Origin of the sequence: Maribacter luteus, assembly GCF_009674825.1 — a bacterium.
Classification (GTDB): Bacteria; Bacteroidota; Bacteroidia; order Flavobacteriales; family Flavobacteriaceae; genus Maribacter_A; species Maribacter_A luteus.
Genome location: NZ_WKJH01000002.1, coordinates 249,736 through 271,242 on the forward strand (window position 1 = coordinate 249,736; position 21,507 = coordinate 271,242).

15 protein-coding genes are annotated in these 21,507 nt (G+C 40.4%); 2 read left to right on the forward strand and 13 right to left on the reverse strand.

Annotation, left to right across the window (positions count from 1 at the left end):
* Window positions 1-25: 25 nt before the first annotated feature.
* The 3 genes from GJ691_RS04290 to ruvB form a co-directional block, all read right to left on the reverse strand.
* Window positions 26-1,354, reverse strand: coding sequence for an MFS transporter (locus GJ691_RS04290; protein WP_154364117.1), 1,329 nt, complete (start codon window positions 1,352-1,354; stop codon window positions 26-28).
* A gap of 116 nt (window positions 1,355-1,470) precedes the next feature.
* A complete protein-coding gene (queG, locus tag GJ691_RS04295) occupies window positions 1,471-2,394 on the reverse strand; it encodes a tRNA epoxyqueuosine(34) reductase QueG (RefSeq protein WP_154364120.1) in 924 nt (307 codons plus the stop codon).
* Window positions 2,391-3,413 carry a Holliday junction branch migration DNA helicase RuvB gene (ruvB, locus tag GJ691_RS04300; protein WP_154364122.1) on the reverse strand — a complete coding sequence of 341 codons (1,023 nt, stop codon included), beginning with the start codon at window positions 3,411-3,413 and terminating at the stop codon, window positions 2,391-2,393. The genes queG and ruvB overlap by 4 nt, the downstream gene beginning before the upstream one ends.
* Window positions 3,414-3,597: 184 nt before the next feature.
* Here ruvB and pckA point away from each other — a divergent pair, with 184 nt between their 5' ends.
* Window positions 3,598-5,184 carry a phosphoenolpyruvate carboxykinase (ATP) gene (gene pckA / locus GJ691_RS04305; RefSeq protein ID WP_154364124.1) on the forward strand — a complete coding sequence of 529 codons (1,587 nt, stop codon included), beginning with the start codon at window positions 3,598-3,600 and terminating at the stop codon, window positions 5,182-5,184.
* A gap of 89 nt (window positions 5,185-5,273) precedes the next feature.
* On the opposite strand, the gene GJ691_RS04310 is transcribed toward pckA, so the two are convergent.
* From GJ691_RS04310 to GJ691_RS04350, 9 genes are all read right to left on the reverse strand, one after another.
* Window positions 5,274-6,095: a GIN domain-containing protein gene (locus GJ691_RS04310; RefSeq protein ID WP_154364126.1), complete on the reverse strand. Its 822-nt coding sequence runs from the start codon at window positions 6,093-6,095 to the stop codon at window positions 5,274-5,276.
* A 165-nt stretch (window positions 6,096-6,260) separates the two neighbouring features.
* Window positions 6,261-8,087, reverse strand: a complete 1,827-nt coding sequence (locus GJ691_RS04315) for a cytochrome c oxidase subunit I (protein ID WP_154364128.1) — start codon at window positions 8,085-8,087, stop codon at window positions 6,261-6,263.
* Between the two features lie 31 nt (window positions 8,088-8,118).
* Window positions 8,119-9,177 carry a cytochrome c oxidase subunit II gene (locus GJ691_RS04320; RefSeq protein WP_154364130.1) on the reverse strand — a complete coding sequence of 353 codons (1,059 nt, stop codon included), beginning with the start codon at window positions 9,175-9,177 and terminating at the stop codon, window positions 8,119-8,121.
* Between the two features lie 144 nt (window positions 9,178-9,321).
* Window positions 9,322-10,629 (reverse strand): quinol:cytochrome C oxidoreductase, encoded by a 1,308-nt coding sequence (locus tag GJ691_RS04325; RefSeq protein WP_154364132.1) that lies wholly within the window; start codon window positions 10,627-10,629, stop codon window positions 9,322-9,324.
* 20 nt (window positions 10,630-10,649) lie between these two features.
* Window positions 10,650-11,228: a c-type cytochrome gene (locus GJ691_RS04330; protein WP_154364739.1), complete on the reverse strand. Its 579-nt coding sequence runs from the start codon at window positions 11,226-11,228 to the stop codon at window positions 10,650-10,652.
* A 10-nt stretch (window positions 11,229-11,238) separates the two neighbouring features.
* A complete protein-coding gene (locus tag GJ691_RS04335; protein WP_154364134.1) occupies window positions 11,239-11,760 on the reverse strand; it encodes a DUF3341 domain-containing protein in 522 nt (173 codons plus the stop codon).
* Between the two features lie 6 nt (window positions 11,761-11,766).
* Window positions 11,767-13,491 (reverse strand): NrfD/PsrC family molybdoenzyme membrane anchor subunit, encoded by a 1,725-nt coding sequence (gene nrfD / locus GJ691_RS04340; RefSeq protein ID WP_154364136.1) that lies wholly within the window; start codon window positions 13,489-13,491, stop codon window positions 11,767-11,769.
* 33 nt (window positions 13,492-13,524) lie between these two features.
* The gene (locus GJ691_RS04345) at window positions 13,525-16,647 is read right to left on the reverse strand and encodes a TAT-variant-translocated molybdopterin oxidoreductase (protein WP_154364138.1); all 3,123 of its coding nucleotides are present in this window, start codon (window positions 16,645-16,647) and stop codon (window positions 13,525-13,527) included.
* A 30-nt stretch (window positions 16,648-16,677) separates the two neighbouring features.
* Window positions 16,678-18,012: a cytochrome c3 family protein gene (locus GJ691_RS04350; RefSeq protein ID WP_154364139.1), complete on the reverse strand. Its 1,335-nt coding sequence runs from the start codon at window positions 18,010-18,012 to the stop codon at window positions 16,678-16,680.
* A 235-nt stretch (window positions 18,013-18,247) separates the two neighbouring features.
* Here GJ691_RS04350 and GJ691_RS04355 point away from each other — a divergent pair, with 235 nt between their 5' ends.
* Window positions 18,248-18,616 carry an SPOR domain-containing protein gene (locus tag GJ691_RS04355; protein ID WP_154364141.1) on the forward strand — a complete coding sequence of 123 codons (369 nt, stop codon included), beginning with the start codon at window positions 18,248-18,250 and terminating at the stop codon, window positions 18,614-18,616.
* A gap of 39 nt (window positions 18,617-18,655) precedes the next feature.
* Here the strand turns inward: GJ691_RS04355 and infB are convergent, their stop codons facing one another.
* Complete coding sequence (gene infB / locus GJ691_RS04360; protein ID WP_154364143.1) at window positions 18,656-21,499, reverse strand: translation initiation factor IF-2; 2,844 nt, start codon at window positions 21,497-21,499, stop codon at window positions 18,656-18,658.
* Window positions 21,500-21,507: the final 8 nt, after the last annotated feature.

The following is a 21,507-nucleotide window of genomic DNA, read 5'->3' on the forward strand; positions in this document are numbered from 1 at the left end:
TAATAGATCCAAAGAAACGAATTTATCAAAAATTTGAAACCTTGTTTTCTTCTTTGGAAACATTCAAACGCAGAGCCAATATCGCAGAAATTATAAAGAATACACCGGCAAATAACATGGCATTTATTGAATTGCCACCCAAGAGGTTTTTAAAGATCGGCCCAAAGGTCAATGTTTCTATTCCCATTGGTATTACGATCATCATATTCAATATACCCATGTACACCCCCCTTCTTTCCTGAGGTACTATTTTGGACACCATGGTATAAGGTATACCCATCATGGCCGCCCATCCTATACCAAACAGGATCATAGGTATCAAGACATAAATAGGATCGGTAATGTAAGGAATCGACAATAAGGCAAGACCTGTACCCAATAAACTGGCGGCATATATTTTTTTACCTCCATATTTCAAGGTCAAAGGGACCAACATTAAGGCCACAACAATAGTTGCGATATTATAGGTCGTGCTCATTTTAGCGGCCTGCGCGGCAGCTTCTGAAAGATCATAACCCATTGTTGTCCTGAACAAAGGGGTTATGAATTGCCAATAAACAAAAAGCGCATACCATTGAAAAAGATAAACGACAGAGAGTTTCCACATAAAAGACGGCATTTCTTTTACCGCCTTGGAGATTTCGATAAAAGGCATTTTGAAACGCTCGAGAAAAGGTAAAGCCTTATGCATATTTATTTCGGACAGCTCCTTGTCCGAAGGGGGGATCTCAGGAGTTTTCAGTACCGACCAGAGAATAGTTGCCACAGACAATAAGGACCCAATAAAAAACGAATAGTACAACCATTTTGGTATGGTACCCACAACGTCGGTTACAGAATCACCACCGAACCAATCTTGAAACAAAAAAATGGAAGCATTGGCCAAAACAATACCTGCACCTACAAATAAACTCTGCATCTGGTACCCCAAACTCAATTGCTTTTCGGGTAATTTATCCCCAACAAAAGCCCTATACGGCTCCATGGCCATATTATTACCAACATCCAATATCCAAAGTAAACCGACAGCGAACCATAAGGCCGGGCTCAAAGGAAAAGCGAAAAGACACAAACTACCGATTATCGCCCCAATCAAGAAAAAAGGCTTTCTTCTTCCCCAACGAGGAGACCATGTTTTATCCGAAATAGCCCCGATTATGGGTTGAACCACCAAACCTGTTACCGGACCGGCAATATTCAAAATTGGCAACATATCTTCAGGAGCCCCTAAAAAAAGAAAAACCGGGTTTATTGCTGTTTGTTGTAGACCAAAACTAAATTGAATACCTAAAAATCCGACATTCATATTGAAAATTTGCCAAAAGCTCAGATTGGGTTTTTTAAGCATGTTCATTTATTTCACGGTTTAATTACGAAATGACTGAAAAGATACCACAATAAACCATGAAATCGTAAAAATACAAACCAAACTACCTGAGTTGTCGAAACTCTATCGATTGCGGGGCGGAATTATTTTTTCAAAAATGCGATATTTCGTTGCAATCCAGAAAATTTAGTTCGCTTTACTGCAGACTTTTTAAATACTTTTCTAAAAACATCTTCTGTTATTTCTTCCCAATCCTTTTTGGTCATTTCCAAAATATCAGGGTGTGGATCAAAAAGAGGTTCCTTATGTGGTTTTGAAAAACGGTTCCACGGACAAACATCTTGACACACATCACAACCGAACATCCAATCATCAAATTTACCTTTATAAGATAAGGGTATCTCATCTTTCAGTTCAATTGTAAAATATGAAATACACTTACTACCATCAACCTCCTTTGGGCCAACTATGGCCTGTGTGGGGCATGCATCTATACATGCGGTGCAAGAACCGCAATGATCGGTGACCGGATGATCATAATCCAACTCAAGGTCAACAATCAGTTCGGCAATAAAATAAAACGACCCTATTTTTTGGGTCAATAGGTTGCTATGTTTACCGATCCACCCCAACCCACTTTTTGCTGCCCAGGCCTTATCCAATACCGGGGCGGAATCTACAAAGGCCCGACCATTGACCTCCCCGATATTTTCTGTTATAAATTCTTGGAGTAACTTTAATTTGGATTTAATTATATGATGATAATCCTGACCATAGGCGTATTTCGATACTTTATAGGTTCCTTCTCTTTGTTTATCTTCAGGATAATAATTCAATAACATGGAAATAACCGATTTAGAACCCTCGACCAATTTGGTAGGATCTAACCGCTTGTCAAAATGATTCGCCATATACTGCATTTCGCCATGCATATTTTCTTTCAACCATTTTTCCAACCTAGGAGCTTCCTCCTCTAAAAATTCGGCCTTGGAGATACCACAAGACAAAAAACCGAGGCGTTTGGCTTCGGATTTTATCAATTGGGTATATTTAGATTTATGGCTCAAAAGAGTCCGGGTTGAGTACCTCCCTTAACTCGGCCCAAATGTTTATAGGCCAATTCGGTCACCTCTCTTCCTCTTGGGGTCCGCATTATGAATCCCTGCTGAATCAAAAAAGGTTCATAAACCTCTTCAATGGTTTCCGCACTTTCAGAAACTGCGGTGGCCAAAGTGGTAATACCCACAGGCCCCCCTTTGAATTTATCGATTATGGTCGTTAGGATCTTATTATCCATTTCATCAAGACCATGGGCATCTACATTCAACGCTTTTAGGCTGTATCTAGATATTTCCATATCAATACTACCATTACCTTTAATTTGCGCAAAATCGCGAACCCTTCGTAATAGGGCATTACAAATTCTTGGTGTGCCCCTACTACGCCCGGCTATTTCAATGGCAGCATCTTGGGAAATGGGCACTTTTAGGATTTCGGCACTACGTTCCACTATAGTAGACAACAATTCAGTAGAATAGTATTGCAACCTACTTTGGATACCGAACCTAGCCCTCATTGGCGAGGTAAGTAGGCCTGAACGGGTCGTGGCCCCTATCAACGTAAACGGATTCAAATTAATCTGTACAGATCGGGCATTTGGCCCGGTTTCTATCATGATATCGATTTTATAGTCCTCCATCGCGGAATACAGATATTCCTCCACTATGGGACTCAATCTATGAATCTCATCAATAAACAGGACATCCCGCTCCTGTAGGTTCGTTAAAAGACCGGCCAAATCCCCAGGTTTATCAAGAACCGGCCCTGAGGTAATTTTTATACCTACTCCGAGTTCATTGGCGAGAATATGGGCCAAGGTCGTTTTTCCCAATCCGGGAGGACCATGAAACAAGGTATGGTCCAATGCTTCATCCCTTTGATTGGCCGCTTCAACAAAAACCTTAAGATTTTCGAGCACTTGTTCCTGCCCGGTAAAGTCATCAAATGTTACCGGTCTCAGCGCCCTTTCTATATCAATCTCCTCAGGTGAAAAGTTACCTGTAGTCGGATCCAAATACTCATTCATATAAAAACAAAGATAGTGAAAATCATATGTTAAAAATCACTTCAAATTGACCATATATATCGTTATAGTTGATTAACTTGTAACAATCATGACAATTGTCATCTTTTTTACGGCGAAAATTGTCAAAATTTGCATAGAAATTAAAAACGAGAATTATTTAACAACCATTTTAAAGCAGAAAACAATGTCAACAGCATTTAGTCTTAAAAAGTACGGTATCGATACCGAGAAAATTTACAGGAACAGCAGCGTTCCCGTGTTATATGAACTTGGCCTTCGTTTGGAAAAAGGAACTGCTATTTCCGATGTAGGTGCATTAATGACCTACTCCGGTGAAAAAACAGGACGTAGTCCAAAAGATAAAAGAATAGTACGTCATCCTGATTCTGAAAAGAACATTGATTGGGGTAGTATAAATATGGGATTGGATGAGCACACTTTCATGGTAAACCACGAAAGAGCTCTTGATTATTTAAACACACGTGACCACCTTTTCGTTGTTGATGCTTTCGCTGGATGGGATCCAAACTATAGAATCAAAACAAGAATCGTTTGTACAAGGGCATACCACGCATTGTTCATGCAGAACATGTTGATCATGCCTACAAAAGAAGAATTGGCCAATTTCGGTGAGCCTGATTACGTTATTTTCAACGCAGGACAATTCCCAGCAAACCGTTACACTTCTGAAATGACCTCTAAGACCAGTGTCGATTTGAACCTTGAACGTAAGGAAATCGTCATCCTTGGTTCTGAATATGCAGGTGAAATGAAAAAAGGAATCTTCTCTGTAATGAACTACTTAATGCCATTACAAGGAGTATTACCAATGCACTGTTCTGCCAACGTTGGTGAAAAAGATGATGTAACCATCCTTTTCGGTCTTTCCGGAACAGGAAAAACAACTTTAAGTGCTGATCCAAAACGTAGATTGATCGGTGATGATGAGCATTGCTGGACTGAACAAGGAACTTTCAACATTGAAGGTGGATGTTATGCCAAAGCCATTGACTTAACCCCTGAAAATGAGCCAGATATTTTCAATGCCATTCGTTTTGGAACCGTTTTGGAAAATGTGGTTTATGACAAGGATTCAAGAAAAGTTGATTACACGGATACTTCAATAACCGAAAACACAAGAGCCTCTTACCCTATCAATTTCATTGATAACGTACAGATTCCTTGTGTTGCCGGACACCCTGAAAATGTAATATTCCTAACTTGTGATGCCTTTGGTGTATTACCTCCAGTAAGTAAACTTACTCCAGAACAGGCTAGTTACCACTTTATCTCCGGTTATACCGCTAAGATGGCAGGTACTGAGATGGGTATTACAGAACCAACCCCTAACTTCAGTGCTTGTTTCGGAGCTGCCTTTATGATGTGGCACCCTAACAAATATGCTGAATTGTTAGCTGAGAAAATCAAGACCCACAAGGCTAATGCTTGGTTGATCAACACTGGTTGGACAGGTAGTGGTTCTAGGATGAAATTGAAATACACAAGGGCTATGGTTGATGCTATCCACAATCACTCTTTCGACAATGTTGAATTTGTGACAGATGAAGCATTCGGATTCCAAATCCCAACAAGTTGCCCTAACGTACCTTCTGAGGTATTGATTCCAAGAAACACTTGGGAAGACAAAGAGAAGTATGAAGCTACTAAATTGAAACTTATCAAGTTATTCAATGAAAACTTCAAAAAATTCGAAGCAAACACAAACCCTGAGATTATAGCAGCTGGCCCAAAAGAGGGTGTTGCACTATAATCCCAACCAATACTCTTTTTTAAACCAAAATCCCCATTGCCAAGGCAATGGGGATTTTCTTTTTCCACAAATACCGGGGCCAATCCTTTTTAATTTTCCTTATGCAATTGTGATGTATCCAAAAAATCCTTTATGACTATTTTAGGGTTACCATATAATTGCGTCTTTGCCGAACCTTTTGAAGACAGATCAAATTCTTCGATTGCCTTAAGTTTTGTATTGGGTGAACCTTCTAAGTAGGCCACTACCTTTGTCGCTTCCACTTTTTCAGCTTTTAAGTTAGAATTATCATATAATTCAACCGCAAGCATATCAGTATTTCCTTCAACCTTGGCACTGGCATTATCATACATATGAATGGTATTCGATGTACCTACGGTATATATGCGGGCATCGACCCTATCCTTTAGGGAAATTTTCAATGAATCACTGGCCAAATTAAAATCCCCCGAGCTCATACCTTCCATATTTACATCCATTATCGGGGCAGTGGCATTCAATTCCAACCTGGAAGGCCCATAAGTATTCACTACAAACCTGTCCGAAGAAATAACATCCTTCATATTAATCTTTCCATCTAGCATGGTAATCGCCTCTAATTCGGTATAATTAACAACGATTTCCAGCTTCTTTTTTGAGGTTATCTTGTAAAAAGCACTAATGACCAGAGTACTATCGACTACCTTAAACTTAAGCACATCGACCAAATTATCATCAGCATTAATGACATAAGCGTTATCAGAGCCTCTCTGAAGCACTATTTCTAAGTCATCTATCAGTTTAACGCCATTAAAGTAAGGAAGTTCCTCACGAACTTCTATTACGTTCTTACTGCCTTTAATTTTGGGTTTTCTTTGTGCGAAAGTCTGATAACAGACCAAAAGCACGATCAGTGTGATAATTTTTTTCATTTCAATGGTGTGTGTTTTTATGATTAAAAGCGCCATGTTCATTACCTAACGCCATTTAATTTGACTAAATATATCATAAAAAAGCCAAATCAACTTCTTGGGTAATATCAAAAAAAATGCCCAACTCAGTGAATTGGGCATTTTATATATGGTTAATTTAGATATTTAATGGTTTTCCTCTTCTTCATTATCCCCCAAGGGTACATTCTGAGGAATAAAATCTTGCCCTGGAATTACATATTCACCATCTTCACCGGTTTTGCTATAATCATATGCCCATCGATAAACATGGGGAATAGCCCCTGGCCAGTTACCGTGTACATGTTCTTGAGGTGTTGTCCACTCCAAAGTGTTGGACTTCCATGGGTTCTTAGGACCTATTTTACCATAGAACATACTATAGATGAAATTCCCTAAGAAAACCAACTGTGCAAGTCCGGCTATTAAAGCAAAAACTGTCATCAGCACCTGAACATCGGTCAATTCATCGAACATTGGAAAAGCCGTATTCTCATAATATCTTCGTGGCACCCCGGCCATTCCGACAAAATGCATGGGGAAGAACACCCCATAGGCACATATAGCGGTTATCCAAAAATGTACATACCCTAAGTTCTTGTTCATCATTTTGCCCTCGAACATCTTTGGGAACCAATGGTAGATACCTGCGAATACCCCGTAAAGGGCAGAAATACCCATTACCAAGTGAAAGTGGGCAACAACAAAATAAGTATCGTGCACATTAATATCCAAAGTACTATCCCCTAGGATAATACCTGTAAGCCCCCCAGTTATAAAGGTAGAAACCAAGCCAATAGAGAATAACATAGCCGGATTCAATTGCAAGTTACCTTTCCATAGGGTTGTTATATAGTTAAAGGCCTTAACCGCAGAAGGTATGGCAATCAACAAAGTCGTGAATGTAAATACAGAACCCAAGAACGGATTCATCCCAGAAATGAACATATGGTGCCCCCATACAATGGTAGACAAGAAAGCTATTGCAATAATAGAAGCGATCATGGCCCTATAACCAAAGATAGGTTTACGCGCATTGGTCGACATAACCTCAGAGGTAATTCCCAATGCGGGCAACAATACGATGTAAACTTCAGGGTGACCCAAGAACCAAAAAAGATGCTCGTACAAAACAGGTGATCCACCTTGATAATGCAACACCTCCCCTTGGATAAATATATCGGATAGGAAGAACGAAGTACCGAAACTTCTATCCATAATCAACAAAAGCGCTGCTGACAATAATACCGGAAACGATACTACACCTATAATTGCCGTAACAAAGAATGCCCAGATCGTCAATGGCAATCTGGTCATTGACATACCCTTTGTTCTTAGGTTAATTACGGTTACAATATAATTCAAAGAACCTAAAAGGGATGACGCAATGAATATGGCCATGGCCACCAACCAAAGGGTCATACCCAACCCTGAACCTGGCTGTGCCATTGGAAGGGCACTTAAAGGTGGATAAATCGTCCAACCAGCAGCCGCAGGTCCCGCCTCTATGAACAAAGAAGAGAGCATAACCACACAAGATATAAAGAACAACCAATAGGAAACCATGTTTAAAAAACCTGATGCCATATCACGTGCCCCGATCTGTAAAGGAATAAGCAGGTTACTGAACGTACCGCTTAATCCGGCCGTAAGTACGAAAAACACCATAATGGTACCATGAATCGTTACCAAGGCTAAATATATATCAGCATCCATGACACCTCCCGGTGCCCATTTACCTAACAATGCCTCGAAAACCGAAAATGATTCCCCTGGCCATGCCAGTTGCATCCTAAATAATAATGACATTGCAATACCGATAAAGCCCATAAACAAAACCCCAGTAATCAAATACTGTTTTGCTATCATTTTATGGTCTTGACTAAAAATGTATTTGGTCACAAAAGTCTCCTTGTGATGATGCCCGTGATCATCTGCGTGGTCTTCTATATGTGCATGTGCTGTGGCCGACATAAATATTTCTTTTTTTTATTTTTTAGTAATTCTATTGAACTGATGCCATTGATTGGGAAAAGGTTTGCTGTTCAGCAAGCCATTTGTTGTAATCCTCTTCCTCTTCTACGATTATCTTCATTTGCATGTTATAATGGGATTTCCCGCAGATCTTATTGCAAAGTAAAATATAATCGAACTCCCAAGGGTCTGAATTTTCAACACCTGCAGCGGCTTTTTCGGCCCTAATGGTATTGGTTCTTTTTACCTTGTCTATTATTTCGGGCTTATTCCTCATATCCGCAGTCGTAATTGACGGCGTAAAAGAGAATTGTGTGATCATACCGGGCACACAGTTCATTTGGGCTCTAAAATGTGGCATATAGGCCGAATGAAGAACGTCTTGTGACCGCATTTTGAAATTTACCTTTCTACCAACGGGCAAATGCAATTCCTTAACGATAATATCATCCTTCGCATAGTCGTCCGATTCATCGACACCTAGGATATTGGCCCTATCAATATCTATCATTCGAACATTCGCATCCCCCAAAACGTTATCAGCACCGGCATATCTTGCCGTCCAATTAAATTGTTGCGCATACAACTCAACAACGATGGGATCATCCTCATCATTGATATCCATTATGCTGGTCCATGTATATAAACCCCACAAGATCAAACCTGCCAAGACAATGACCGGTATGATGGTCCATATGAACTCGAGCTTATCATTATCCGCATAGAAAAGGGCTTTCTTACCTTGCTCTCCCCTATACTTATACCCAAAGTAGTGTAATAATGCCTGAGTAATGGTCTGAACGAAAAATATTATCGCCATGGACACGAGCATTAAATTATCATATTCAGCGCCATGTGCGGATGCCGCTTCGGGTAAAAGCATTTTTCCGTATTTCCAAAAACTAAAAATGGTTATCCCATAAATGAAAATCAAAAACAAGAATAACAAATAACCATTGTATTTATTATCCGTGTCATTCGCAATTTGGGAATTCACAGCTTTAATTTGTGACAATTCAAAAATCTTGGTCATTTGCCATATTGCAATTGCCACTAGAACCAAAACAGCTAAAATCAAAAATGTAGTCATTGTATAATTTAAAATTTCGCTAAACTTAATAAAAAAAACTTAAACCCACCATCATTGAAAAGAAACCTATCCAATGCAGTGTTAAAACAATAATCCCGTACGACCCAGTTTATACTGGGAAGTACGGGATCTATACTGTAAAAATTAATAGTGAAAATGTCTACTCTCTTCGATAAACGGATTACGTTTAGGCTGAAGAGGTGCCTTGGTCAATGCCCTAAAGACCCAGAAAATGAACAATCCGGCGAAGAACAATACAGACCCTATCTCAGGAATACCTATTGACCATTGGTCCCCTACCGTTGAAGGCATGATCATGTTAAAGATGTCCATATAATGACCCACTAATATGATAATACCCGTTAGGATTACGAACCAATTGATTCTTTTATAATCACTGTTCATCAACAACAACAATGGTAAAACGAAATTCATAACGACCATTCCGAAGAAAGGAAGCTTAAAATCCTGGATACGCGTTACGTAATAGGTTACCTCTTCCGGTATATTGGAATACCAGATAAGCATAAATTGCGAGAACCAAAGATAGGTCCAGAAGACACTTATACCGAACATGAATTTAGCTAAATCATGAATATGGCTATCATTTACTTCCGGTAAATAATCCTTTGACTTCAAATAAATGGTTACCATGGCTATAACAGTTATACCCGACACGAACATACTTGCAAACACATACCAACCGAATAGTGTACTGAACCAATGTGGGTCAACACTCATAATCCAATCCCAAGACATCATGGATTCGGAAATTAAATAGAATACCAAAAATGCAGCTGAAATCCTGAAATTCAATTTAAAGTTCGAGTTATCATCAGATTCATCTTGCTTTAATGATAATTTTCTTGAGTACTCCCTGTACAATATCCACCCCCCTAAGAAAACGGCGGCACGAATTAGGAAAAATGTTGGGTTTAAATAACCTGCTTTACCTTGTAGAAGGTGATCATGCGCCACGACATCAGCATCCATCCAAACAAATAAATGGTTCATATGCAATACGGACAACACCAAAATAACGAACACGATTATACCTCCGGGCACCAAATATGATGTAATACCTTCCATTACCCTAAATAAGAGTGGGGACCAACCTGCCTGTGCAGCCCTTTGAATTGCATAAAAAGCCAAAACGCCCAATGCAATCATAAAGAAGAAAAATGCAGCAACATACAATGCCGACCATGGTTTATTCTGCAGTTGGTGCAAAACATGTTCGTCGTGTGCGGCATCATGACTTTCAGCATGATGTTCTTCTGTTGCCACTGCATGTGCAGCCTCTTCGGCATGCGCATCACCATGACTGGCCACTAAAGCTTTAGCTTCTTCAACCGTGCTTGGGGCCGACATAAACCCTATTCCGATACCTAATACCCCTACGATCATCATGATGAAGGAAGCCATTCTAAGTCTGCTTGAAAACGTGTACATATCTTAATCTATGTATTATTTTATAAATCTTGTTTCAATTTCATAACGTATTCGGCTACTTGCCAACGTTCTTCATGGTTCAATTGCACGGCATACGACCCCATGGAGTTCAAACCATAATATATTACGTGATACGTACTACCAACCGTAATATCCCGGGCTGCATCCGCATAAGTTGGGACACCCAAAATCTTCTCTCTTTTGACCAATGTGCCTTGACCATCCCCTTTTGTCCCATGACAAATTGCACAATAAATATCAAAAAGCTCTTTACCTTTGGCCATATTGGCTTCTGACTGTAATGAATCCAAAGGACTAGGATTCACCCTTGAAAGTTCTTTTCCTTCCATCGTATTCTCTATACCATAAGGCATCCAACCTCTTGGAATAGTATTATCAGGTGGCAACATAGCTTCAGAAACCCCTTTGAACAAAGCAATCCTAGTGGCATCCTCTTCATTGAACCCTTGGTAGGTCTCATAGCCCACTGGCTCGTACATGTTGGGCATGTACTGATAGTTAGGTCTACTATCATCGGCACATGAGGCCAATAATAGTACCATTACAAATGTTATTCCTACTTTAATAAAACTGTTCATCATCTTAGGACTACTTTTCTGATACATTGATTTCTACCGCACCGGTACCCATCAATAAATTCTTTAATTCTTTTTCGTTATCGTGAATGGCCAACTCCATTACAAAATGGTCATCAGTTGTTCTTACGTCTGGATTCTCAGCCTTTTTAAATGGCCACAATCTACTTCTAAGATAAAAAGTGATAACCATTAAATGCGCTGCAAAGAAAACCGTTAGCTCGAACATAATAGGTACGAAAGCAGGCATGTTCTCTAAATAACTAAAACTTGGCTTACCACCAATATCCTGAGGCCAATCCTGGATCATGATAAAGTTCATCATCAAGATTGCCACAGTAAGACCCACACAACCATAAAGAAACGATGTTATGGCTATTCTAGTAGGAGCAAGCCCCATGGCCTTATCCAAACCATGAACAGGGAAAGGACAGTACACTTCCTCTATATGATGCTTGGCGTCCTTCACCTTTTTGACAGCATGCATCAGCACGTCGTCATCATTGTAGTATGCATGTATAACTTTAGATGCCATATCTTCTTAGTTGTTATTTAATTTTTTTGCTTGACCGGCCCAATCATCACGTTGCGCCCTACCCGGGAACGAACCTGTTATTGAATCCAATAAATTATATTCCTTCTCTGTCATTCGACTTACTTGGGCGAATGTGAAAATTCCGATTTGATTCAATGTCTTTTCCATTTGGGGTCCAATACCTTTTACTTTCTTAAGGTCATCGGCCTTATCTTTAGACGCATCGAAGGTCCCAATAGAATCCAACAAACTTGAAACGTTTTTTTCAGCATCTTTTGGAGCTTCTTCTATCACTTCGGACACTTCTTCTTTAACAATAGTATTCGCACTGATTTGGTATAACGGTTTACCAGCGTCCCTTAATTTTTTGTACTTCTCTCCAGAAGATTTCAAAATGGTTTTCACCTCTGCCTGTGCAATTACCGGGAATGTCCTTGAATATAAAAGGAAAAGAACAAAGAAGAATCCAATAGTCCCAATAAAAGTGCCTATATCTACAAACGTAGGGGAGAACATACTCCATGAAGAAGGTAAATAATCCCTATGTAATGATGTTACGATGATAACAAAACGCTCGAACCACATACCTATATTTACGATTATGGAAATAAAGAAAGAGAACATAATACTGGTTCTCAGTTTTTTGAACCACATAAATTGTGGAGAGAACACATTACAACTCATCATAGCCCAATAAGCCCAAGCATATGGCCCTGTAGCCCTATTCAAGAAAGCATATTGTTCATATTCAACACCTGAATACCAAGCCATGAACAATTCAGTGATATATGCACAACCTACAATTGAACCAGTGATCATGATAACGATGTTCATCAACTCAATATGTTGTACGGTAATGTAAGCTTCCAATCCGGAAACCTTTCTCATGATAATCAATAAGGTGTTTACCATTGCGAATCCTGAGAATACCGCCCCAGCAACAAAATATGGCGGGAATATCGTGGTATGCCATCCAGGAATAACCGATGTGGCAAAGTCAAAGGATACAATGGTATGCACTGAAAGCACCAATGGTGTAGCCAAACCAGCCAAGACCAAGGAAACTTCTTCAAATCGTTGCCAATCTTTGGCACGGCCTGTCCATCCAAAACTTAACAAGCCATATATTTTCTTTTGGAAAGGAAGTACCGCTCTATCCCTGATCATGGCAAAATCAGGTAATAAACCTGTCCACCAGAACACTAAAGAAACAGAAAGGTATGTTGAAATCGCAAATACATCCCAAAGCAATGGGGAGTTAAAATTTACCCATAATGACCCAAATTGGTTTGGTATTGGCAACACCCAATATGCCAACCATGGTCGACCCATATGGATAATTGGAAAAAGACCGGCCTGTACAACCGAAAAAATAGTCATCGCCTCAGCAGAACGGTTAATGGCCATTCTCCATTTTTGCCTGAACAATAATAGAACGGCAGAAATCAAGGTTCCTGCGTGACCTATCCCTACCCACCAAACAAAGTTTGTAATATCCCAAGCCCAGTTTACGGTTTTATTCAAACCCCAGGTTCCGATACCAGTGGAAACAGTATAAATAATACAGCCGATTCCCCAAAGGAATGCTGCCAACGCAATGGAAAATACTATCCACCAATGCTTATTGGCCCTTCCCTCAACAGGAGCGGCTATATCAACTGTTACATCATGATAGCCTTTGTCTCCAAGAACTAAGGGTTTTCGTATAGGTGCTTCGTAATGCGACGCCATAATCTTTTATAGTTACTTTGCTAAATAATATTTTTACGCTTCGTTGTTATTTCTCACTTTAACGTGATAGAATACATTAGGTTTTGTTCCCACATGCTCCAAAAGGTGGTACATACGATCACTTTCTTTCAATTCCGCGACCTTACTTTCCTTATCATTGACATCCCCGAACACAATCGCTCCATTACTACAAGCCATAGAACAAGCTGTTTGGAACTCACCATCTTTGATTACCCTACCATCACGTTTGGCATCAAGAATGGTCTTTTGTGTTTTCTGTATACACATAGAGCATTTTTCAATAACCCCCCTAGACCTAACGGTAACATCAGGGTTGATGACCATTTTACCTAAGTCATTGTTCATATGGAAATCGAACTCGTCATTATTATTGTATAAGAACCAGTTGAACCTACGAACCTTATATGGACAGTTGTTAGCACAATATCTTGTACCTACACACCTATTGTATGCCATTTGATTTTGCCCTTGTCGACCATGGGATGTCGCCGCAACAGGACAAACGGTTTCACAAGGAGCATGGTTGCAATGCTGACACATTACAGGCTGAAAAGCTACTTGCGGATTTGTAGCCGGATCTTCCAACTCACCAAAACCACCTAAAGAACCTTTATCTCCGGACAAGCCATCGAACTCTTCCTTTTTGGTATTATCAGCTTCAAAGGTATCTTCAGAAGAATAATACCTGTCTATACGCAACCAGTGCATATCCCTAGAACGCCTTACCTCTTCCTTACCGACAACAGGCACATTGTTCTCTGCACTACAGGCAACAACACAAGCCCCACAACCGGTACAAGCATTTAGATCTATGGACATATTAAAGTGGTGACCGATAGATCGATCAAAGCTATCCCATAAATCAACAGATGTAGCTTCTACCTCTTGATGGTCCAACGAGACCATCGGAACTTTATTCCACTCTGCATGATCTTTTGTGTTAAAGATCTCTAATGTGGTTTCTTTAATAATATCACCTCTACCCATTAAGGTATTATGCAATTGTATACATGCAAATTCATGCATACCAGCAGTCTTTTCAATGGTTACGGATTGCACATTGTTAAACCCTTGATATAAAGGATAGGCATTAACACCTGTTTTCATTTCTTCCTTCATACCTACCGAACGACCATAACCTAAAGCAAGACCTATAGATCCAGGTGCTTGACCGGGTTGGATCAAAACAGGAACATTATCCACGGTAACACCATTCACGGTCAATTTCGCATAACTACCATCCAAACCTCCGTTTGCAGCATGTTCATTGACCAATTCCAATGTAATAGCATCAGCTTTGGATACCGTTACATAGTTATCCCATGATACCCTCGATATTGGATCCGGAAATTCTTGCAACCATGGGTTACCGGCTTGTTGACCATCTCCCATACCTACCTTAGAATACAAAGTAAGCTCCATGCCTCCACCACTAACGGCTTTGGATAAGTTCCTTACTGCCGATGAAACATCGACCCCGGAAGTATCAACTTCATCCAGGCCTACCGTACTCGCAACGGTTTCAACAAATTGATCTATTGAATTTGACCCTGAAACATATACACCATCATGCAGGGCCTGATTCCAATCAGCACCTCCCAATACATCGGCATCCCATGTTTCTTTTATATAATCGTAATAACTCTTATCACTATCCATCCAAGCCAACAAGGCCGTTTGGAATTGTCGTGTATCGAAAAGCTCTTTTATCGTTGGCTGTATAAGACTATAATGGCCTTTTTTAATTTCGGTATCCCCCCAAGACTCCAAGTAATGGTTTGCTGCAGCAGCATATTGGGTAACCTCCGTAGTCTCATTCCAACTTGTTGAAAAACTTACAGACAAATCCACCTTTCCAAGTGCTTCTTCAAACTCAGAAGCATTTGGCAAAGTATACATTGGATTAACACCATCCATAATCAATGCACCAACATGACCTGACTTCATGTCCGCTACCAATGCATTTAAACCCTTAACACTTCCTTGACGGATATATTTGGGCGCTTTTGCATCATACGACTTACTACCCAAACTTTCATTGATTGCCAGAACAACCGCCTGGGCATTCACATCTTGCAAACCGGTAACGACAACCGCCGCACCTTTGTTCTTATCTATTTCAGCAACAACAGCATCAATGGCCTGTTGGGCATATTCAGGAATTTCACCCCCTATAGAAGTACCGTTCAATTTGGCATACAACTTGGCAAGAGCAATTTTTTGCTGCATAGGTGTTAAGGCAACACGCTTATCCGCATTGGCCCCGGTCAAAGACATATTGGCTTCAAACTGAACATGCTTGGACATTTTGCCATTCTTCGGCACACGCCCTTTGGAATATCCACTATCATACCCCCCACCTTGCCAGTCAGCTAGGAAATCAGCTCCGAAAGAAACGATAACCTCGGCTTTTTCAAAATCATAGTCCGCTAAAGCCCTTTCACCATATCTAGCCTCAAAAGCAGTTAACGCGGCATCTTCGGAAATTGCATCATATACAACATGATTCACTGAACCGTACATTTCCTTGAACTCCGCAATCAATTTTGAAGTCGATGGACTAGCATAGGTCTGGGTCAACAAAGCTATTTGTTTACCAGAACCTTTCAAGGCGTTTAATTTCGCCTTGACATCAGCATCCAATGCACTCCACTCAATTGCCTCACCCCCTTTTACAGGTCCTTGCAACCTTGTACTGTCATATAAGGACAATACCGAGCCTTGAACACGAGCGTTTGCACCACCATTAACCTTGGCATCTGTATTATTCTCGATTTTTATCGGCCTACCTTCACGGGTCTTAACCAATACACTAGCGAAATCAAAACCATTGGCAATTGTAGTTGCATAATAGTTCGCTACTCCGGGAATAATCCTTTCAGGCTGAACAACATAAGGAATCGATTTTTTAACCGGCCCTTCACAGGCTGCCAAAGATGCAGCCGCAGTACTAAAACCTACGTATTTTAAAAAATCCCTTCTATTTGTATTGGTCGAGGACAGTTTCTCTTTGTCCCCCAAAAATTCATCAACAGGAATTTCCTCAACAAATTCATTCTGTCTTAGCGCCTCAACAATGGAATCGTTTGGATTTAACTCCGCTTCGCTTTTCCAATATTTTTTGTTTGATGCCATACTATATCTGTAATTAGCTACTTAATTTTATTAATAATGACATTTTCCACATTCCAAACCACCCATTTGGGCAGCAGTAAGCTCTTCGACCCCATATTTCTTGGAAAGCTCTTCATGTATTTTTGCATAATACTCATTGTCCTCAACCTTGACATTGGTTTCCCTATGACAGTTGATACACCACCCCATGGTCAACGGAGCATACTGGTACATGATTTCCATTTCCTCTACAGGACCATGACAAGTCTGGCATTCAATACCAGCAACGGAAACGTGTTGTGAATGGTTAAAGTAAACCAAATCGGGAAGGTTATGGATTCTCACCCACTCTACGGGTTTGCTTTCACCGGTATAACTTTGATTGTCCTCATCCCAACCAACGGCCTTATACAATTTCTTTATCTCCCCTGTATAGAATTCATTGGTATAACCATTGGCCAAATCTTCTTTTGAAGGACCTTCGGCATTTCCTTTGTACTCATAAATAGATTTATGGCAATTCATACAAACATTTAAGGAAGGAATTCCTGAATGCTTGGAAACACGGGCAGATGAATGACAATACTTACAATCGATCTTATTATCACCCGCATGGATCTTATGTGAATAATGAATTTCTTGGATTGGCATATACCCTTGATCAACACCAACTTGCATTAACCAACCATATGCAAAATAAGCACCGGACAACAACAATAAAACCACAGTTACCAAAACCAAGAACTGATTTTGTGCGAATGCCTTCCACAACGGCAAACCGCGTTCCGCCTTTTCTTTTTCCAAATCAAGACCATTGGCAACCGCAATACGCCTTAGGGTTCTTTGAACCAATACCAACATCATGACCAAAAGCCCGAATATTATCACTAAAGCCCCTAATATCAACTCATTGGAAATTCCAGAAGAATCCCCAGACCCTTCTTCCGCTACTGCGGCCTCAGCAACAACGGGCTCCGGAGGAGGTGCGGCGGTATACGCCAAAATATTATCTATATCACCGTTCGACAATGTCGGGAAAGCAGTCATAGGCGCCTGATTATACTCATTGAACACCTTGTTCGCATAGTCATCACCGGACTTTATAACACCTGGGCTATTCTTAACCCATGCATAGATCCATTCACGATCTAAACCTTCATCCTCACTTAGACGGGATTCAACATTTGCCAAAGCCGGGCCGGTCATTTTCCTATTCAATGCATGACATGCGGCACAATTTTGATTAAAAAGAGCCTTACCCTTTGCTGGATCACCAGCAGCCGCAGCTTCATCCTGCCCAAAAATAGCACCGGAAAAAAGTAGAAAAACTACTAGACTAACACCTAAAACTCTAGAAATTTGATTGCGGTATGTTACCTTTTTCATATATAGAATATTTCAATCGAAATTTTGGCACGGTTATTACTATATTAAAGGATAAACACATTCAAAGAAACCGTACCTGCATTGAGGGCAAAAATAAGGATTAGACTTTATTTGCAAAATGTTAAGGTATTGATAATCTCAATTTATAATTATTCTAAATAAGAAAGAAAAGTTTACCTTATTCATTTAAAATTTACTTTTGCAAAAACGCAATCCATATTATAACTACATAATAATGAAGCAACTGTTAATTACTGGTCTTATCGCTTTGTCGACCACCGTTGGTGTCGCCCAGAACGGACACGTCAACATACAAGAAGACAATCGGATCAAAGACTTATTAAGCATTTACAAATCATCGAATGAAAGTCATGATTATTATAAAATACAGGTTGGCTTCGGTTCATATGCCAAAGCCCAACGTATAAAGGAAAATGTGGAGATTGATTTCCCCGACCTATTTTCAAAAATAGATTTTGACTCACCCACCTACCGTGTTCGGGTCGGGCGGTTCAAAACAAAACTCGAGGCCGAAAGAAAATTTATCGAAGTTCGCGCCAAATATCCTGATGCGATGCTTTTAAAACCAAAAAAATCGACTTGATCAAGTCGATTTTTTTTTGCCTAATATTTATTGTTTATTTTATTTTGATTTCAATTTCTTCTTAACAGCTACCTCCTGGAATGCCTCTACAATATCCAATTCCCTGATATCATTATAGTTATTTATCTGCAAACCACAATCATATCCCTTCGCGACTTCTTTGACATCATCTTTAAATCGTTTCAACGAAGCCAAGGTTCCTGTGTATATCACCACACCATCACGTATTAAGCGGATATTGGAGTTACGGAATATTTTTCCATTGGTCACCATACATCCTGCAATGGTACCGACCTTAGAAATCTTGAATGTTTCCCTAATTTCCGCAGTACCGGTAATCTCTTCCTTCATTACTGGCGAAAGCATACCTTCCATTGCATCCTTAAGATCATTGATAGCATCATAGATAATCGAGTACATACGAATATCTATCTCTTCTTTTTCAGCGACCATTCTTGCGTTGCCCATTGGCCTCACATTAAACCCGATAATCACCGCATCGGAAGCCGAAGCCAAAAGCACATCGGATTCGGTTATTGGTCCTACCCCTTTATGGATAATATTGACCTGAATTTCTTCGGTTGATAATTTCTGGAAAGAATCAGTCAACGCCTCAACGGAACCATCCACATCACCTTTAAGGATAATATTCAATTCTTTGAAATCACCTAAGGCAATACGTCTTCCGATTTCATCCAATGTGATGTGTCTTTGCGTACGCACCGACTGTTCCCTTTGTAATTGAGACCTCCTCGTTGCAATTTGTTTTGCCTCACGCTCATCTTCCAATACATTGAATTTGTCACCCGCCTGTGGGGCACCGTCCAATCCAAGGATTGAAATTGGGGACGAAGGTCCGACTTCACTTACCTCTTTACCCCTTTCATCTTGCATGGCCTTGACCTTACCACTACAGGTACCGGCCAAAACATAATCCCCGATTTTCAGGGTACCTGCTTGTACCAGAATTGTCGACACGTAACCTTTTCCTTTATCCAAAAAGGCCTCAACGACCGTACCGGATGCTAACTTATCAGGATTGGCCTTCAATTCTAACAACTCGGCCTCAAGAAGTACTTTTTCCAATAGTTCCTTAACACCTTCACCTGTTTTGGCCGAGATATCATGGGATTGGATCTTACCTCCCCAATCTTCGACCAACAAATTCATTTGTGCCAGACCTTCTTTAATCTTATCAGGATTGGCCGTAGGCCTATCTATTTTGTTTATTGCGAAAACAATCGGCACACCAGCTGCTTGGGCATGGCTAATGGCCTCCTTGGTCTGTGGCATAATGTCATCATCAGCAGCCACAACGATAATCGCTATATCAGTAACTTGGGCCCCTCGCGCACGCATTGCCGTAAAGGCCTCGTGACCTGGGGTATCCAAGAATGAGATTTTTTGTCCACCGGGAAGTGTCACCGCATAAGCACCAATGTGCTGTGTAATGCCCCCGCTTTCACCTGCTATAACGTTCTCCTCACGAATATAATCCAGCAAAGAAGTCTTACCATGGTCAACGTGTCCCATTACGGTCACTATCGGCGCCCTTGGTTTTAAGTCTTCCGGTGCGTCCTCTTCTTCTATGATACTTTCTTCAATATCAGCTGTAACGAACTCTACCTCATAACCAAATTCATCCGCAACGATGGACAAGGTTTCAGCATCCAATCTTTGGTTCATGGTTACCATGATACCAAGCGACATACAGGCAGAGATAATTTCCGTTGTACTAACGTTCATCATGGTCGCAACCTCACTTGCGGTAACAAACTCGGTAACTTTAAGTATTTTACTTTCAAGTTCTTGTTGCTCCAGATCTTTTTCGGTTTGCTGACGGTGTTGGTCCCTTTTATCCCTTCTATATTTTGCGCCTTTTCCTTTCTTGGATTTCCCTTGCAATTTCTCCAAGGTTTCCCGTACTTGTTTTTGAACATCTTCTTCAGAAGGTTCAACTTTATTAACCGTCGCAAAACGTTTACCTCCTTTTCTGTTTCCAGGACCACCTGTTCTAGGGGTGGTATTACGGCCAGGACCACTACCAGGACTACTGACAATCCTTTTTCTTCTTTTTTTCCTATCCGTATTGTCCTTCGAGGCCTTTGGGTCCTCTTTTTTCTTCTTAGGCCTATTAAATTGACTAAGGTCGATTTTGTCCCCCATTATCTTAGGACCACTAAGTTTTTGATATTGGGTTTTTATCTTCTCTTCTTTCTTTGGCTCTTCCTCTGCTGCAGGAGCAACATCCTCGGCTTTCTCTTCCTTAGCTATTGGAGTTTTTGGTTTTTCCTCTTTCCCAACAATGGGCTGGGCAACAACTTCTTTAACCTCTTCCTTCCTAACCTCTTCCTTCTTAACCTCCTCCTTCTTAACTTCTTCTTTTTTAACCTCTACTTTCTTAGGCTCCTCTTTTTTGACAACCTCAACTTTCTTAGGTTCTACCTTGGCTGAATCTTCCTCTTTCTTAACTTCTTCAATTTTCTTCTCTACAACCGGATCTGCCTTTTTCTTAGGATTAAGATCGATCTTACCTACAGTTTTAGGTCCGGCAAGCTCAACTTTGGCCTTGATGATGCGTTCAGAGGCCTCCGCCCTTTTTTCACGTGCCAACCTCCGCTCTTCTTGCTCTTGCTCTACCTGCAATCTTATGGCTTCCTTCTCCTTTCTTTTCTCCTCCCCTACTTCCTTAGAAGCAACTTTCTTGCTCATATCGGTTTGGAACTCATCCAATAGCACTTGGTGTACCTTCTCAGATATCTTTGTAGTGGGCCTCGCCTCAACCTCATGCCCTTTCGACTTTAGGAAATCCACTGCCCTGTCCAAAGAGATATTGAGCTCCCTTAGTACCTTATTAAGTCTAATTGTTGCATTGTCTGCCATAAATATTA

Excerpts from the sequence above, each read along its gene's own strand:
- GJ691_RS04290 (WP_154364117.1), bottom strand. The coding sequence starts at position 1,354 with ATGAACATGCTTAAAAAACCCAATCTGAGCTTTTGGCAAATTTTCAAT.
- ruvB (WP_154364122.1), bottom strand. The coding sequence starts at position 3,413 with ATGAATGAGTATTTGGATCCGACTACAGGTAACTTTTCACCTGAGGAG.
- pckA (WP_154364124.1), top strand. The coding sequence starts at position 3,598 with ATGTCAACAGCATTTAGTCTTAAAAAGTACGGTATCGATACCGAGAAA.
- GJ691_RS04310 (WP_154364126.1), bottom strand. The coding sequence starts at position 6,095 with ATGAAAAAAATTATCACACTGATCGTGCTTTTGGTCTGTTATCAGACT.
- GJ691_RS04315 (WP_154364128.1), bottom strand. The coding sequence starts at position 8,087 with ATGTCGGCCACAGCACATGCACATATAGAAGACCACGCAGATGATCAC.
- GJ691_RS04320 (WP_154364130.1), bottom strand. The coding sequence starts at position 9,177 with ATGACTACATTTTTGATTTTAGCTGTTTTGGTTCTAGTGGCAATTGCA.
- GJ691_RS04325 (WP_154364132.1), bottom strand. The coding sequence starts at position 10,629 with ATGTACACGTTTTCAAGCAGACTTAGAATGGCTTCCTTCATCATGATG.
- GJ691_RS04330 (WP_154364739.1), bottom strand. The coding sequence starts at position 11,228 with ATGAACAGTTTTATTAAAGTAGGAATAACATTTGTAATGGTACTATTA.
- GJ691_RS04335 (WP_154364134.1), bottom strand. The coding sequence starts at position 11,760 with ATGGCATCTAAAGTTATACATGCATACTACAATGATGACGACGTGCTG.
- nrfD (WP_154364136.1), bottom strand. The coding sequence starts at position 13,491 with ATGGCGTCGCATTACGAAGCACCTATACGAAAACCCTTAGTTCTTGGA.
- GJ691_RS04345 (WP_154364138.1), bottom strand. The coding sequence starts at position 16,647 with ATGGCATCAAACAAAAAATATTGGAAAAGCGAAGCGGAGTTAAATCCA.
- GJ691_RS04350 (WP_154364139.1), bottom strand. The coding sequence starts at position 18,012 with ATGAAAAAGGTAACATACCGCAATCAAATTTCTAGAGTTTTAGGTGTT.
- GJ691_RS04355 (WP_154364141.1), top strand. The coding sequence starts at position 18,248 with ATGAAGCAACTGTTAATTACTGGTCTTATCGCTTTGTCGACCACCGTT.
- infB (WP_154364143.1), bottom strand. The coding sequence starts at position 21,499 with ATGGCAGACAATGCAACAATTAGACTTAATAAGGTACTAAGGGAGCTC.